Source organism: Streptomyces sp. IBSNAI002 (genome assembly GCF_052244475.1).
Taxonomy (GTDB): domain Bacteria; phylum Actinomycetota; class Actinomycetes; order Streptomycetales; family Streptomycetaceae; genus Streptomyces.
Window position 1 is genome coordinate 3,542,084 of record NZ_JBQPXG010000002.1, and the last position, 14,799, is coordinate 3,556,882.

Annotated in this window: 10 protein-coding genes; 5 read left to right on the forward strand and 5 right to left on the reverse strand. The window is 71.2% G+C overall.

Translation table 11 applies throughout. From position 1 onward, the window contains the following. Positions 1–6: 6 nt before the first annotated feature. Positions 7–642: a TetR/AcrR family transcriptional regulator gene (locus ACTVZO_RS17170; RefSeq protein ID WP_443299213.1), complete on the reverse strand. Its 636-nt coding sequence runs from the start codon at positions 640–642 to the stop codon at positions 7–9. Between the two features lie 134 nt (positions 643–776). Between ACTVZO_RS17170 and ACTVZO_RS17175 the strand changes: the two genes are divergently transcribed. Together ACTVZO_RS17175 and ACTVZO_RS17180 are read left to right on the forward strand one after the other, a co-directional pair. Continuing rightward, positions 777–1,685: an ABC transporter permease gene (locus tag ACTVZO_RS17175; protein WP_443299214.1), complete on the forward strand. Its 909-nt coding sequence runs from the start codon at positions 777–779 to the stop codon at positions 1,683–1,685. Then, positions 1,678–2,472 carry an ABC transporter ATP-binding protein gene (locus ACTVZO_RS17180; RefSeq protein WP_443299215.1) on the forward strand — a complete coding sequence of 265 codons (795 nt, stop codon included), beginning with the start codon at positions 1,678–1,680 and terminating at the stop codon, positions 2,470–2,472. The genes ACTVZO_RS17175 and ACTVZO_RS17180 overlap by 8 nt, the downstream gene beginning before the upstream one ends. Positions 2,473–2,573: 101 nt before the next feature. Here the strand turns inward: ACTVZO_RS17180 and ACTVZO_RS17185 are convergent, their stop codons facing one another. The 3 genes from ACTVZO_RS17185 to ACTVZO_RS17195 all read right to left on the reverse strand — a co-directional run bounded on the left by ACTVZO_RS17185 (position 2,574) and on the right by ACTVZO_RS17195 (position 9,117). Next, a complete protein-coding gene (locus ACTVZO_RS17185; protein WP_443299216.1) occupies positions 2,574–7,541 on the reverse strand; it encodes an NAD-glutamate dehydrogenase in 4,968 nt (1,655 codons plus the stop codon). 365 nt (positions 7,542–7,906) lie between these two features. Continuing rightward, on the reverse strand, positions 7,907–8,620 hold the full coding sequence (locus ACTVZO_RS17190; protein WP_443299217.1) for an HAD family hydrolase: 714 nt from the start codon (positions 8,618–8,620) through the stop codon (positions 7,907–7,909). Beyond that, a complete protein-coding gene (locus tag ACTVZO_RS17195; RefSeq protein ID WP_443299218.1) occupies positions 8,617–9,117 on the reverse strand; it encodes a DUF6912 family protein in 501 nt (166 codons plus the stop codon). Before ACTVZO_RS17195 ends, ACTVZO_RS17190 begins: the two co-directional genes overlap by 4 nt. A gap of 319 nt (positions 9,118–9,436) precedes the next feature. On the opposite strand from ACTVZO_RS17195, the gene ACTVZO_RS17200 reads away from it, so the two are divergent. Beyond that, positions 9,437–9,883: an Rv3235 family protein gene (locus tag ACTVZO_RS17200; protein ID WP_443299219.1), complete on the forward strand. Its 447-nt coding sequence runs from the start codon at positions 9,437–9,439 to the stop codon at positions 9,881–9,883. A gap of 93 nt (positions 9,884–9,976) precedes the next feature. On the opposite strand, the gene secA is transcribed toward ACTVZO_RS17200, so the two are convergent. Beyond that, positions 9,977–12,772 (reverse strand): preprotein translocase subunit SecA, encoded by a 2,796-nt coding sequence (secA, locus tag ACTVZO_RS17205; RefSeq protein WP_443299220.1) that lies wholly within the window; start codon positions 12,770–12,772, stop codon positions 9,977–9,979. Between the two features lie 240 nt (positions 12,773–13,012). Here secA and ACTVZO_RS17210 point away from each other — a divergent pair, with 240 nt between their 5' ends. Both ACTVZO_RS17210 and ACTVZO_RS17215 read left to right on the forward strand, forming a co-directional pair. Next, positions 13,013–13,597 carry a GNAT family N-acetyltransferase gene (locus ACTVZO_RS17210; RefSeq protein ID WP_443299221.1) on the forward strand — a complete coding sequence of 195 codons (585 nt, stop codon included), beginning with the start codon at positions 13,013–13,015 and terminating at the stop codon, positions 13,595–13,597. Between the two features lie 10 nt (positions 13,598–13,607). Next, positions 13,608–14,789: a winged helix-turn-helix domain-containing protein gene (locus ACTVZO_RS17215; protein WP_443299222.1), complete on the forward strand. Its 1,182-nt coding sequence runs from the start codon at positions 13,608–13,610 to the stop codon at positions 14,787–14,789. The last annotated feature ends 10 nt before the right edge of the window (positions 14,790–14,799 follow it).

The following is a 14,799-nucleotide window of genomic DNA, read 5'->3' on the forward strand; positions in this document are numbered from 1 at the left end:
GTGCGCTCAGGCAGGCCCCGGGTTTGTCTTCAGGCCTGCCACCACCTGGTGGGCCAGGGTGTCCAGGTGGGTGGGGGTCACCGTGTCGCGGACTACTACCTGGCGCCAGTAGAGGGGGCCGATCAGCAGGTCGAGGGCGTGGTCGGGGCTGATGCCCTCGGGGAGTTCGCCGCGGGCGACGGCGTCCGCGACGATGCCCTGGGCCATGCGGTGCTGGCCTTCGAGCAGGGCCCCGCGTACCGCTTCGGCGATCTCCGGGTTGCGGGCCGCCTCGACCAGCAGGTCGGGGATCACGGCCGAGGCCACCGGGTGCCGCAGTACGTGTGACATGACCTCCAGCAGGGCCCGTACGTCCCCGTACAGCGAGCCCGTCGCCGGTACCGGCAGGCCGTCCACCGCGAAGGCGCCGACCAGGTCCAGCACCAGGTGCAGCTTGGACTTCCAGCGCCGGTAGACCGCGGTCTTCCCGACGCCGGCCCGCCGCGCGATGCCTTCGATGGACATGCGGGAGAAGCCGACCGCGGCCAGTTCCTCCACCACCGCCTCCCGGATCGCCTCGGTCACGTCCTCGCGCAGGACGGCGGCCCCGGCGGGGGTGCGGCGGGCGGGGGCGGCGACGGTGTCGGCAGGATCCGTGGTCATGCACAGAGCATAGCTGCGCCCACGTTACGACGATACGGTTGCGTTCCGTCGCGTCACGCCCTAACCTCGCCGTAGCGACGATACGGGCCCGTCCCATCGTCGATGACGCCCTGACCCCGGCGAAAGCGACCCCCGTGACCACCGCGACCGCACCCCCGACCGCCCCCGCGACCCCGGCGACCCCCGCGGAGCTGGCGGCCGCCCACGGCCTGACCCTCAGCGGCGCCCGCCCCTCCCTCCCCCGCTACGTCGCGGAGCTCTGGGACCGGCGCCACTTCGTGACGGCGTACGCCACCGCCCGCATGCAGGCCACGTACAGCACGGAGAAGCTCGGCCAGGTCTGGCACCTGGTCACCCCGCTGCTCAACGCGGCGGTCTACTACTTCATCTTCGGCATCGTCATGCACGCCAGCCACGGCGTGCCCGACTACCTGCCGTTCCTGATCACCGGCGTCTTCGTCTGGGACTTCATCGGCAGCTCCATCAACGCCGGCACCCGGTCCGTCCACAGCAACCTCGGCCTCGTGCGCGCCCTGCACTTCCCCCGCGCGAGCCTGCCGATCTCCACCGTCATCCAGCTCTTCCAGCAGCTGCTGGTCACCATGGCCGCCCTGGTGATCCTGCTGCTGGCCTTCGGCCAGACACCGAGCCTCTCCTGGCTGCTGGCGGTCCCGACGCTGCTGCTGATGGCCGTCTTCGCGGCCGGCTGCGCCATGGTCATGGCCCGCATCGGCAGCAAGAGCCCCGACGTCAGCCAGCTGATGCCGTTCGTGCTGCGCACCTGGATGTACTCGTCGGGCGTCATGTGGTCGATCGACCAGATGCTCAAGACCGACCACCTGCCGCACTGGGTGCTGCTGGTGCTCAAGCTCAACCCGGCGGCCGTCTACATCGACCTGATGCGCTTCTCCCTGATCGACAGCTTCACCGCGCACTCGCTCCCGCACCACGTCTGGCCGATCGCCATCGGCTGGGCCCTGCTCGCCGGCGCCGGCGGGTTCGTCTACTTCTGGAAGGCAGAGGAGGAGTACGGCCGTGGCTGACACCGCAACGAAGACCCGCCGAACCCCCGGGACCCGCGTCCCCACCGTGATCGCGGACGAGGTCCACGTCGTCTACAAGGTCAACGGCGGCGGCCGCAAGGGCGGCGCCACCGCGGCCCTGAGCCGGCTCTTCTCCCGCAAGCCCGCCCCCGGCATCCGCGAGGTGCACGCCGTCAAGGGCGTCAGCTTCACCGCGTACAAGGGCGAGGCCATCGGCCTCATCGGATCCAACGGCTCGGGCAAGTCCACCCTGCTCAAGGCGATCGCCGGGCTCCAGCCGGTGGCCCGGGGCGCGGTCTACTCGCACGGCCAGCCCTCCCTGCTGGGCGTGAACGCCGCGCTGATGAACGACCTGACCGGCGAGCGCAACGTCGTGCTCGGCGGCCTCGCGATGGGCATGACCCGCGAACAGGTCAAGGCGCGCTACCAGGACATCGTCGACTTCTCCGGCATCAACGAGAAGGGCGACTTCATCTCCCTCCCCATGCGCACCTACTCCTCCGGCATGGGCGCCCGGCTCCGGTTCTCCATCGCCGCCGCCAAGGACCACGACGTCCTGATGATCGACGAGGCCCTGGCCACCGGCGACGCCGCCTTCCAGCGGCGCAGCCAGGACCGCATCGAGGAGCTGCGCGAACGCGCCGGCACCGTGTTCCTCGTCAGCCACGGCATCAACACGGTCCGCGAGACCTGCGACCGCGCGATCTGGCTCGAATCGGGCGTCCTGCGCATGGACGGCCCGTCCGACGAGGTCTGCGCCGCGTACGAGGCCTTCACGAAGGGCTAGGGGTGTCTGACGGATGCCCCCTAGGGGCGCAGCCGGAACGCCGACGGGCCGGGGCCCGGGACCGCGAAGGTCCCGGGCCCCGGCCCGTCCGGCAAGAAGGCCTAGCTGTGCGCGCGCAGCAGCGAGCGCATCGTCCGCATCGCCACCGACAGGTTCGCCAGGTCGAAGTCGTCCGAGCCCCGGATCTCGTCCAGGGTCGTCCGGGCACGGCCGATGATCGCCGCGTTCTTCTCCTCCCAGGCCTCGAAGCGCTCCTCGGGGGTCGAGCTGCCGTTGCCCACCGACAGCACGTCGGCGGTCAGGGCCGCGTGCGCCGCGAACAGGTCCTCGCGGATGGAGGCGCGGGCCATCGACTGCCAGCGGTCGGCCCGCGGCAGCTCGATGATCCGGTCCATCAGCTGGGTGATGTCCAGGCGGTCGGCGAGGTCGTAGTACACCTCGGCGACGTCGAGCGGGGCCATCCCGGTGCGGTCCGCGATCGCGACGACGTCCAGCGTCGGGAAGGCGGAGGAGAAGCCGGCCACCTTGGCCGCCAGCTCCTCCGGCACGCCCTCGCCGATCAGCTCGTCCATGATCGACTGGTACCACTCGAGGTCGGCACCGCGCACCAGCTTCGGCAGCTCGGCCCAGACGTGCCCGACGCGCTCGGCGAAGAACTCGATCGTCTCGGTGATCTGGAGCGGCTGCGGCCGGTTGTTCAGCAGCCAGCGCGTACCGCGCTCGACCAGGCGCCGCGAGTGCAGCCGGATCCGGGTCTGGACACTGGCCGCGACCTTGTTGTCGAGGGCCTCGACCGCGTCCCACACCTCGGCCATGCCGAAGATCTCGCGGGCCGCGAGCTGCGCCCGGACGATCTCCTCCGTGGAGGCCCCGGTCTCCTCGCGCAGGCGGTGCAGGAAGGTCGAACCACCGGTGTTGACGGTGTCGTTGACCAGCAGCGTGGTCATGATCTCCCGGCGCAGCGCGTGCCCGTCGACCTGCTCGGGGAACTTCTCGCGCAGGGCTGCCGGGAAGTACGCGAAGAGCAGGCGGCGCAGGTACGGGTCGTCCGGCAGCACGGTGTGGATCAGCTCGTCCGCCACCGTGATCTTGGTGTAGGCGAAGAGGACGGCCAGCTCCGGCTGGGTCAGGCCCCGGCCGTTGGCGAGCAGTTCGCGGATCTGCCGGTCGGTGGGCAGGAACTCCAGCTCGCGGTTGAGCAGTCCGTCGCGCTCCAGGCGGCGCATGAACCGCTGCTGCGCGTGGAGCAGGCTGGGGGCCTGCGCCGCGCCGTTGGCGAGCGCCGTGTTCTGCGCGTAGTTGTTGCGCAGCACCAGCGAGCCGACCTCGTCGGTCATCTCGGCGAGCAGCTTGTTGCGCTGCTTGACGGTCATGTCGCCGTCCGCGACGACCGCGTTGAGCAGGATCTTGATGTTCACCTCGTGGTCGGAGGTGTCCACGCCGGCGCTGTTGTCGATGGCGTCGGTGTTGACCTTGCCGCCCTCGCCGCCCGCGCCGGTACGGGCGAACTCGATGCGGCCGAGCTGGGTCAGGCCCAGGTTGCCGCCCTCGCCGATGACCTTGGCCCGTACGTCGGACCCGTTGACGCGGATGGCGTCGTTGGCCTTGTCGCCGACGTCCGCGTGCGTCTCGGAGGTGGCCTTGACGTACGTGCCGATGCCGCCGTTCCACACCAGGTCCACGGGGGACTTGAGGATCGCCTGCATCAGCTCGGCCGGGGTCATCTTGGTGACGCCGGCCTCGATGCCGAGGGCCGCGCGGACCTGCGCGGTGATCGGAACGGCCTTCGCCGAACGCGGGTGGATGCCGCCGCCCGCCGAGATCAGCGAGGTGTCGTAGTCGGCCCACGAGGAGCGCGGCAGGTCGAACAGGCGCCGGCGCTCGGCGTACGAGGTGGCCGCGTCCGGGGTCGGGTCGAGGAAGATGTGCCGGTGGTCGAACGCGGCCACCAGACGGATGTGCTCGGAGAGCAGCATGCCGTTGCCGAACACGTCGCCGGACATGTCGCCGACGCCGACGACCGTGAAGTCCTGGGTCTGGGTGTCGTGGCCGAGCTCGCGGAAGTGCCGCTTGACGGACTCCCAGGCGCCGCGGGCCGTGATGCCCATGCCCTTGTGGTCGTAACCGGCCGAGCCGCCGGAGGCGAAGGCGTCGCCCAGCCAGAAGTTGTACTGCGCGGCGACCCCGTTGGCGATGTCGGAGAACGTCGCGGTGCCCTTGTCGGCGGCGACGACGAGGTAGGTGTCGTCCTCGTCGTGGCGCACCACGTCCTGCGGGGGCACGACCTCGCCCGCGACCAGGTTGTCGGTGATGTCGAGCAGCGCCGAGATGAAGGTGCGGTAGCAGGCGATGCCCTCGGCGAGCCATGCGTCGCGGTCCACGGAGGGGTCCGGGAGCTGTTTGGCGACGAAGCCGCCCTTGGCGCCGACCGGCACGATCACCGTGTTCTTGACCATCTGCGCCTTGACCAGGCCGAGGATCTCCGTACGGAAGTCCTCACGCCGGTCGGACCAGCGCAGGCCGCCTCGTGCGACCTTGCCGAAGCGCAGGTGCACGCCCTCGACGCGCGGCGAGTACACCCAGATCTCGTACGCCGGGCGGGGCGCCGGCAGGTCGGGGATGGCCTGCGGGTCGAACTTCATGGACACGTAGTCGTGCCACTCGAAGCCCGAGGCCTCCTGGAAGAAGTTGGTGCGCAGGGTGGCCTTGATGAGGGTGAGGAAGGCCCGCAGGATCCGGTCCTCGTCCAGCGAGGCGACCTGGTCCAGGGCCCCGTCCAGCTCCTCCAGCATGGCGTCCACGAGCTCGCTGCCGGCGGCCTGGCGGCTGGGCGACAGCCGCGCCTCGAAGAGGGAGACCAGCAGACGGGTGGTGTGGACGTTGTTGCGGAGGGTGTCCTCCATGTAGTCCTGGCTGAAGGTGGAGCCCGCCTGGCGCAGGTACTTGGCGTACGCGCGCAGGACGACGGCCTGCCGCCAGGTCAGCCCGGCGCTCAGCACCAGGGTGTTGAAGTTGTCGTTCTCCGCGTCGCCCTGCCAGACCGCAGCGAAGGCGTCCTGGAAGCGCTCGCGGGCGCCGTCGCCGAGGTGGGCGTCGCCGTTGGCGCCGACGGCGGGCATCCGCAGGCCGAAGTCGTAGATCCAGGCGCTGACCCGGTCGGAGCGGCGCAGCTCGTACGGGCGCTCGTCGGTGACCTCGACGCCCAGGCGCTGGAGCACGGGCAGCACGGCGGAGAGCGAGACCTGCTCGCCGGTGCGGTAGATCTTGAACCGGCGCTCGCCGGGGCCGGCGCCGACGGGCTCGTACAGCGAGAGCGCGAACGGGCGGTCGCTGGCGGAGAGCCGTTCCAGGTGGCAGAGGTCGGCGACGGCGGCACGCGGCGAGTGGTCGGCCTTGTAGCCCTCGGGGAAGGAGGTGCCGTAGCGGCGCAGCAGTTCGGCGGCGCGCTCCTCGCCGAGTTCGGCGACCAGGGCCTCGGAGAAGCCGTCGGCCCAGGAGCGGGCGGCCTCGACGAGACGGCCCTCGATGCGCTCGACGTCGGTGTCGGTGAGGACCGGCAGTTCCTTGCCCTGCGGGACGCGGACGACGAAGTGGATGCGGGAGAGGATCGACTCGGTGTTCCAGGCGGTGAAGTCGACGCTGATGCCGTCGAGCTCCTCCTTGAGGATGTCCATCAGCCGCAGCCGGACGCCGGTGGTGAAGCGGTCGCGCGGCAGGTAGACGAGCGCGGAGTAGTAGCGCCCGTACTCGTCCTGGCGCAGGTACAGCCGCAGCCGGCGGCGCTCCTGCAGGTACAGCACGGAGGTGACGATCTCGCGGAGCTTGTCGACCGGGGTCTGGAACAGCTCGTCGCGCGGGTAGGTCTCCAGGATCTGCAGCAGGTCGCGTCCGTCGTGGCTGCTCGGCGCGAAGCCGGCGCCGTCGAGGACCTCGGTGACCTTGCGGCGGATGACCGGGACGCGGCGCACGGACTCGGTGTACGCGGCGGAGGAGAACAGGCCGAGGAAGCGGCGCTCGCCGACCACGTTGCCCTCGGCGTCGAACTTCTTGACGCCGACGTAGTCGAGGTACGAGGGGCGGTGCACGGTGGAGCGGCTGTTGGCCTTGGTCAGCACCAGCAGGCGGTGCTCGCGGGCCTTGGCGCGGGCGTCGGCGGGCAGCCGGTTGAAGGACGGCGAGACCGGGTGGCCGTCGTCCTTGCCGCTGTGGTGCGGGTCGGAGCGCAGGATGCCGAGGCCGGTGCCGGGGACGGCCGCGAGGGCGTCGCCGTCGACCAGGTTGTACTCGCGGTAGCCGAGGAAGGTGAAGTGGTCGTCGGCGAGCCAGCGCAGCAGCTCGCGGGCCTCTTCGAGCTCGTACTCGCGCAGGTCCGGGGCGGTGGGCTCGTCGGGCAGGCCGTCGGCGATGCGCAGCGCCGCGTCGCGCATCTTCTCCCAGTCCTCGACGGACTCGCGGACGTCGGACAGGACGCGCAGCAGGTCGCCGGTGATCTGCTTCAGGTCGGCGCGGTCGGTCTCGCGGTCGATCTCGACGTGGATCCAGGACTCGACGAGGGAGTCGTGGGGGCGCGCGGTCCTGGGGCCGTGCGCGTCGCAGTCGGGCCCGAGGATCTCGATCAGCTTGCCGGTGACGTCACGGCGGACCACGACCTGCGGGTGGATGACGACGTGGATGCCGCGGCCCTGGCGGGAGAGCTCGTTGGTGACGGAGTCCACGAGGAAGGGCATGTCGTCGGTGACGACCTCGACGACGGAGTGGCTGGAGGTCCAGCCGTTCTCCTCCACGGTCGGCGTGTTCACGCGCACGTTCGCGGTGCCCTGCGGCCGCTTCTCCGCGAGCCGGTAGTGCGAGAGCGCCGCCCCGAACACGTCGACCGGGTCCCGGTCCAAGAGGTCCTCGGGGGCGGTGTGCAGGTAGTAGCGCTGGAGGTAGGCGAGCACCGTGTCCCGGTCGGGACGCTCCCCCTGCTCGGACCCAGTCGGAAGTAGCCCCCCGGCCGGGCTGTTCTCAGCTACCCGGGCCGCCCGCGCGAGCAGCTCGGCCTTTGCTTCGTCCAGCTTGGTCTGCATGTCCTCTGGCTCCTGGGGTCAACGCGCCATTGCGTGACGTAGGTGGTGAAGAAAAAAATGGCACAGCACCGCGCGCCGGGATGTCCGGACGGGATCGGGGCTGCGCCGTAGGGAGAGCCGACCGGGAGGAATGAGCCATAGGCGCCACGTCCCGGCGGCGGAAACCAGCGAGGGCCCGGGCACGGTGGTGCCTCGGGCGCAGGCCGGAGGCTTCGGTGCCCCCGATGACTATCGCGCTGATCACGGGTACCAGGCTACTTCCACCCGCCCCAGACACGTCATGGATGTGTACAAAACTTGAGGTTGAACTTTGACGTTCTGGACAGCGACGCGAGGGAGGCGCCGACGCGGCGGCGCGACGGTCGTTATCCGGCCAGTTCCCGAGCTGTGCGGACGGCCTCGGCCAGCGAGTCGACCACGGGCACTCCGGCCGATTCCAGACTGCTGCGACTGTGCGAACCACCCGTGTAGAGGACGGCGCGGGCTCCGACGTGGGCCGCGGCGAGCGCGTCGTCCACGGCGTCTCCGATGAGGACCGTACGCGCGGCCGTCACGCCCGTCCCGTCCAGGGCGGCCATGTGCCGTACGAGGTGCCCCGCCTTGCTGGTGTGGGAGGGCCCGGTCCGTCCGTCGACGCGCAGGAAGTGCCCGTCGATGCCGTGCAGGCGGACCAGCGGCACGAGCTTCTCGTGGGGCGCGAGGGAGAGCAGGGACTGCGTGAGCCCGTCGCCCTGCCAGTCCCGGAGCAGCTCGCGGGCGCCCTCGGCCAGCGCGGCGCCCTCGGCGGCGGCCCAGTAGTGCCGGTGGAAGGTGTCGTCCATGACGAGCCACTCGTCCTCGGTGGGCAGCCGGCCCATGAGGCGCTCGTAGAACTTGGGCACCGGTACGACGTACAGGTCGCGGTAGGTCTCGAGGCTGATCGGCGCGAAGCCGAGCTCCGCGAAGGAGGCGTTCGTCGCGGCCATGACGGCGTCGATGTCGTGCAGGAGGGTGCCGTTCCAGTCCCACACGATGTGGGCCGGGGCCGGGGCCGGGGCCGGGGCCGGGACGGGGGCCGGGAGCGGGGTCCGGGACGTCATTTCAGCAGCCCCGGGATCTCCTGCACCCCGAACCACAGCAGTTCGTGGTCCTCGGCGCCGTCCACGGTGAACCGCGCGTCGCCGTCCCCGCCGTCGGCGGCCTCCACGGCCCGTGCGGCGGCGGCCACGTCCTCCTCGGCGTCATCGGCGTCCACGTGCACGGCGGCGGCCACGGAGAGGCGCACGGCGTCGGCGAGGGCGACCTGCCCGAGGGTGGCCTCGTCCACGCCGGGGGTGGCGGTGGCGGCCTTGTCGGCGACGTCCAGGGCGACGACGACCCGCCGGGGCGGAGTGGCCGGGTCGGCGGCGATCAGCCGCAGGGAGGCGGCCGCGGCGCGGCTCAGGGCCGCGTACTCCAGCTCCTCGATGTCGTCCGACACGTACCACTCGCGCAGCGCGGGGGTGACGGCGTACGCACGCAGCGGACCGGGGCCCAGCTCACCCGCTTCGTGCGCCTCGGCGAGCCCGGGGAGGGTCAGGGGGACGTAGACGCGCATGGCCGGCTGCTTTCGGTAGTCGGAAACGCCCCCAGGATACGACCGCACCCGGGACCACCGGGGGCGGACCGCCCTCCGGGTGACGGCCCCGTCCCCCTTCGGGGTGCGGGCGCGGGCCCGCGCCCCGTCCACCCCGGACCCCCGGTGTCGCGCCGCCGGGGCCCCGGGGAGCGGGCCGGGCACTCGGATAGGTGAACCGGAGCCGCGGCCGGGCCGGGCGAGCGGGCGGTTGCGGGGCGTGTTCGGGCCGCCGTAGAAAATCCCCATCAAGTTACCGCCCGGTATCCGCCGGGCCCGGCCAGTTCGGGGGCAGAACGCCATGGACACCACGATGCGCGGCACGGTCGGCGGCGAGGCGGCCCGCCGCCGGACCGGCGGCCAGTCCCGGACCCGGCCCGCCGGGCGGCGCGACACCCGGCGCCCGGCGACCCCGCCGCGCGCCCTGCGGCTCGGCCCGCACCACTGGTTCGCCGATCGCCTGCTGGCGGTCGTCAGCGGCCTGAGGCCGGTCCACTCCCTCCTCGGCCACACCGTCGGACCCGCCTACGAGCAGCTGGTGACCCTGGCCCCGACGGAGCACCTGCGCGACGACCTGCGCCCCGTCGTCCGCCAGTGCGGCCGCTTCACCCCGGGCCCGGGGGTCATCGAGGCCTTCGCCCGCATCGCCACGGGCGACCGCATGACGGCGATGGCCTTCCGCCTGGAACAGGGCCCGGACCTCCGCTGGCGCTGCGCAGCGGTGGAACTCCGAACCCCCCGCACATGAAGCGCCCCACCCACCGCACGCGGAACACAACCGGCCGGGGCCGGACACCCTCGAGGTGTCCGGCCCCGGCCGGTGAACTCGACCCCGCAGGGGTCACTTCTTGCGGCGACGCCCGCCGGAGGCCTTCGCGGCCTTCCGCCGCTCCGCCCGCGTCATGCCGTCGGTGTCGCCGCCACCGGCACCGTCCGCGTCGAAGTCACCCTCGACGACACCGCCCTCACCGTCGACGGTCGGCGCCGAGAAGTGCAGCCGGTCGGGACGCTGCGGCGCGTCCAGCCCCTTCGCCCGGATCTCCGGACGGGCCGGCTCCTTCGTCAGCGACGGCGCCGCGTCCTGCACCGGAACCTCCTCGACCTGCTGCTCGACCTGGACCTCCAGGTTGAACAGGTAGCCGACGGACTCTTCCTTGATGCCGTCCTGCATGGCGTTGAACATGTCGAAGCCCTCGCGCTGGTACTCGACCAGCGGGTCCTTCTGGGCCATCGCCCGCAGGCCGATGCCCTCCTGCAGGTAGTCCATCTCGTACAGGTGCTCGCGCCACTTGCGGTCCAGCACCGACAGCACCACGCGCCGCTCCAGCTCGCGCATGATGTCGGAGCCGAGCGTCTTCTCGCGCGTCTCGTACTGCTCGTGGATGTCGTCCTTGATGGACTCCGCGATGAACTCGGCGGTGATGCCCGCCCGGTCGCCCGCGGCCTCCTCCAGCTCGTCGATGGTGACCTTCACCGGGTAGAGCTGCTTGAAGGCGCCCCACAGGCGCTCCAGGTCCCACTCCTCGGCGAAGCCCTCGACCGTCTCGGCCGCGATGTACGCGTCGATCGTGTCGTCCATCATGAAGCGGACCTGCTCCTGGAGGTCCTCGCCCTCCAGGACGCGGCGGCGCTCGCCGTAGATGACCTCGCGCTGGCTGTTGAGGACCTCGTCGTACTTCAGGACGTTCTTGCGCGTCTCGAAGTTCTGGGTCTCGACCTGCGACTGGGCCGACGCGATCGCGCGCGTCACCATCTTGTTCTCGATCGGCACGTCGTCCGGCACGTTGGCCATGGCCATGACGCGCTCGACCATCTGGGCCTTGAACAGGCGCATCAGGTCGTCGCCGAGCGACAGGTAGAAGCGGGACTCGCCCGGGTCGCCCTGTCGGCCGGAGCGGCCGCGCAGCTGGTTGTCGATACGGCGCGACTCGTGCCGCTCGGTGCCCAGCACGTACAGCCCGCCGAGGTCCTTGACCTCTTCGAACTCGGCCTTGACGGCCGCCTCGGCCCGGGTGAGCGCCGCGGGGAGGGCGTGCGCCCACTCCTCGATGTGCTCCTCCGGGTCCAGGCCCTGCTGGCGCAGCTCGGCCTCGGCGAGGTCGTCCGGGTTGCCGCCGAGCTTGATGTCGGTACCGCGGCCGGCCATGTTCGTGGCGACGGTGACGGCGCCGCGGCGGCCGGCCTGGGCGACGATCGTCGCCTCACGGTCGTGCTGCTTGGCGTTGAGGACCTCGTGCGGGATGCCGCGCTTGGAGAGCTGCTGGGAGAGGTACTCGGACTTCTCGACCGACGTCGTGCCGACGAGGATCGGCTGGCCCTTCTCGTGCTTCTCCGCGATGTCGTCGACGACGGCGGCGAACTTCGCGACCTCGGTCCGGTAGATCAGGTCCGGCTGGTCCTTGCGGACCATGTCGCGGTTGGTCGGGATCGGGACGACGCCGAGCTTGTAGATCTGGTGGAACTCGGCGGCCTCGGTCATGGCCGTACCGGTCATGCCCGACAGCTTCGAGTAGAGGCGGAAGAAGTTCTGCAGGGTGATCGTGGCGAGGGTCTGGTTCTCGTCCTTGATGTCCACCCCTTCCTTCGCCTCGATGGCCTGGTGCATGCCCTCGTTGTAGCGGCGGCCGGCGAGGATGCGGCCGGTGTGCTCGTCGACGATCATGACTTCGCCGTCGATGACGACGTAGTCCTTGTCGTTCTTGAAGAGCTCCTTGGCCTTGATCGCGTTGTTGAGGTAGCCGACGAGCGGGGTGTTCACCGACTCGTAGAGGTTCTCGATGCCGAGCCAGTCCTCGACCTTCGCGACACCCGACTCGTGGATGGCGACGGTGCGCTTCTTCTCGTCGACCTCGTAATCGCCGGTCTCCTCGATGCCCTTCAGCGGCTGGCCGGCCTCGCCCTTGGTCAGGCGGGTCACCAGCTTCGCGAAGTCGCCGTACCACTTCGTGGCCTGGTCGGCGGGGCCGGAGATGATCAGCGGGGTGCGGGCCTCGTCGACGAGGATCGAGTCGACCTCGTCGACCACGGCGAAGTTGTGGCCGCGCTGGACGAGCTCGTCCTTCGACCAGGCCATGTTGTCGCGCAGGTAGTCGAAGCCGAACTCGTTGTTCGTGCCGTACGTGATGTCGCAGCCGTACTGCTCGCGGCGCTGCGCCGGCGACATGTTCGCCAGGATGCAGCCGACCTCCAGGCCGAGGAACTTGTGCACCCGGCCCATCAGCTCGGAGTCGCGCTCGGCGAGGTAGTCGTTCACCGTGATCAGGTGGACGCCCTTGCCGGACAGCGCGTTCAGGTAGGCGGGCAGGGTGCCGACGAGGGTCTTGCCCTCACCGGTCTTCATCTCGGCCACGTAGCCGAGGTGCAGCGCCGCGCCGCCCATGATCTGGACGTCGTAGTGGCGCTGGCCGAGGACGCGCTTGGCCGCCTCGCGTACGGTCGCGAAGGCCTCGGGCAGCAGGTCGTCCAGGCTCTCGCCGTCCTGGAAGCGCTGCCTGTACTCGTCCGTGAGCGCCCGCAACTCGGCGTCGGAGAGGTTGACGAAGTCCTCTTCGATGGAGTTGACCTGGTCCGCGATGCGGTGCAGTTTGCGCAGGATCTTGCCTTCGCCTGCACGCATGAGCTTGTTGAAGACGGACACCGAGGTTTGTCTCCTTGCCGGTCGGGCCTGGGCACTGTTCGTACACGGGCACGGCAGGTGGGCCCCACCGCAACGGCCATCGTAAGCGAGGACGTGGTCGCGTCGGGAGGTCCGCCGTAGCCGCGAGGGCGTGGGCGCCCGGATTGAGAACGTACGGGAGGCTCGGAAGGTGCCGCTGTTCCCGCCCGCCGTTGTGAAAAAGAGTTCCCGCGACACCCGCCCGGACACCAGAATCCGTTCATGGAGCACACGACACTGAAGACGGCCCGGCTGGAATTGCGCCCTTTCTCCCCTTCTGACGAGGACGAGGTGTACGCCGCCTGCCAGGACCCCGACATCCAGCGCTGGACGCTGGTGCCCTCCCCCTACGGGCGGGAGCACGCGCACGGCTTCGTGAACGAGGTCGTGCCGGGCGGCTGGCGCGAGGACACCGCGTACGCCTTCGCCGTGCGCCTGGGGGGCGACGGCCCGCTGGTCGCCGCCGTCGGCGTCCACGTGCACGGGACCGACTCGTACGAGATCGGCTACTGGGCGGTCAAGGAGCACCGCGGCCGGGGCTACACGACCGAGGCCGTGGGCGCCGTGGCCCGCTGGGCCTTCACCGAGGTGGGCGCCGTACGCCTCGAGTGGCGCGCCGAGGCCGGCAACACCGGCTCCCGCCTCGTCGCCGAGAAGGCCGGCTTCCGCTTCGAGGGCGTGCTGCGGGCCGGCGTGCTGCGGGGCGGCACCGCGCGCGACTGCTGGATCGGCGCCCTGCTCCCCTCCGACCTGGGCCTGACCCCCGCGCTCCCGTACCTGCCCGGCGATGTCAGTGGTGCGTCCTAGGCTGCGGATCATGACGAGCCTGCCGCAGCCGACCCTGTCCCTGTCCGCCGACGAGGCGCGCCGCGTCGCGCTGCGCGCGCAGGGCTTCCTCGGCGCACCCGACCGCCGCGGCGGGGTCCGCGGCGTGCTGCGCCACCTGGGCGCCGTACAGCTGGACACGATCTCGGTTCTGGCCCGCTCGCACGAGCTGATCCCGTACGCGCGCCTCGGCGCGGTGGGCCGCGACACCGTGGAGAAGGCGTACTGGTCGGACCGCCACGCCTTCGAATACTGGTCGCACGCGGCCTGCATCCTGCCCATCGAGGAATGGCCGCATTTCGCCTTCCGCCGCCGGGCCAACCGGGAGCGCGGCCACCGCTGGCACGTCCTCCGGGACAAGCAGCACTCGACGCGGGCGGTCCTGGACCGGCTGACGGCGGACGGCCCGCTGACCTCCACCGAGCTGGGCGGCGCCAAGAACGGCGGCGAGTGGTTCGAGTGGTCCGAGACCAAGATCGCGGTGGAGTGGCTGCTCGACACCGGCGAGGTGGTGTGCAGCGAACGCCGCGGCTGGAAGCGGGTCTACGACCTGCCCGAGCGCGCCGTGCCCGGCGCCCTGCTCCACGACGACCTGGACGACCGCGAGTGCCTGCGCCGGCTGGTCGCCCTGGCCGGGCAGTCGCTGGGCGTGGGCACCCGCGCCGACATCGCGGACTACCACCGCCTCAAGGGCGACCAGGTCGACGGGGTGATCGCGGACTCCGGACTGGTCCCGGTCGCGGTGGAGGGCTGGGGGAAGCAGGCCTGGGCCGACCCGGCGGCGCTCGCCGCGGCCCCCCGGGGCCGCCACCGCACGACGCTGCTCTCGCCGTTCGACTCGCTGGTCTGGGACCGCCGCCGCACGGAACGGATCTTCGGCTTCACGCACCGCCTGGAGGCCTACGTCCCCAAGCCCAAGCGGCTGCACGGGTACTTCGCGATGCCGCTGCTGGCGGGCGGCCGCCTGCGGGGCCGCGTCGACCCGGCCCGCGAGGGCCGCACCCTGGTGGCCCGCCAGCTCTCCCTGGAGACCCCGGGGGCCGCTCCCGCCATGGCCGACGCCCTGTGGGAGGCGGCCCGGTGGGTGGGGTGCGAGGAGGTGCGCGTCGAGCGCACCCAGACCCCGCAGGAGGCGGCGGCCGTCCGGGCGGAGCTCACGGCACGGCGCGCGTAGCGGCCACGGG

What these genes read in the sequence shown, in the direction of transcription:
- ACTVZO_RS17190 (WP_443299217.1), bottom strand. Translation starts at nt 8,620, where the DNA reads ATGACGTCCCGGACCCCGCTCCCGGCCCCCGTCCCGGCCCCGGCCCCG.
- ACTVZO_RS17210 (WP_443299221.1), top strand. Translation starts at nt 13,013, where the DNA reads ATGGAGCACACGACACTGAAGACGGCCCGGCTGGAATTGCGCCCTTTC.
- ACTVZO_RS17170 (WP_443299213.1), bottom strand. Translation starts at nt 642, where the DNA reads ATGACCACGGATCCTGCCGACACCGTCGCCGCCCCCGCCCGCCGCACC.
- ACTVZO_RS17215 (WP_443299222.1), top strand. Translation starts at nt 13,608, where the DNA reads ATGACGAGCCTGCCGCAGCCGACCCTGTCCCTGTCCGCCGACGAGGCG.
- ACTVZO_RS17195 (WP_443299218.1), bottom strand. Translation starts at nt 9,117, where the DNA reads ATGCGCGTCTACGTCCCCCTGACCCTCCCCGGGCTCGCCGAGGCGCAC.
- ACTVZO_RS17200 (WP_443299219.1), top strand. Translation starts at nt 9,437, where the DNA reads ATGGACACCACGATGCGCGGCACGGTCGGCGGCGAGGCGGCCCGCCGC.
- ACTVZO_RS17185 (WP_443299216.1), bottom strand. Translation starts at nt 7,541, where the DNA reads ATGCAGACCAAGCTGGACGAAGCAAAGGCCGAGCTGCTCGCGCGGGCG.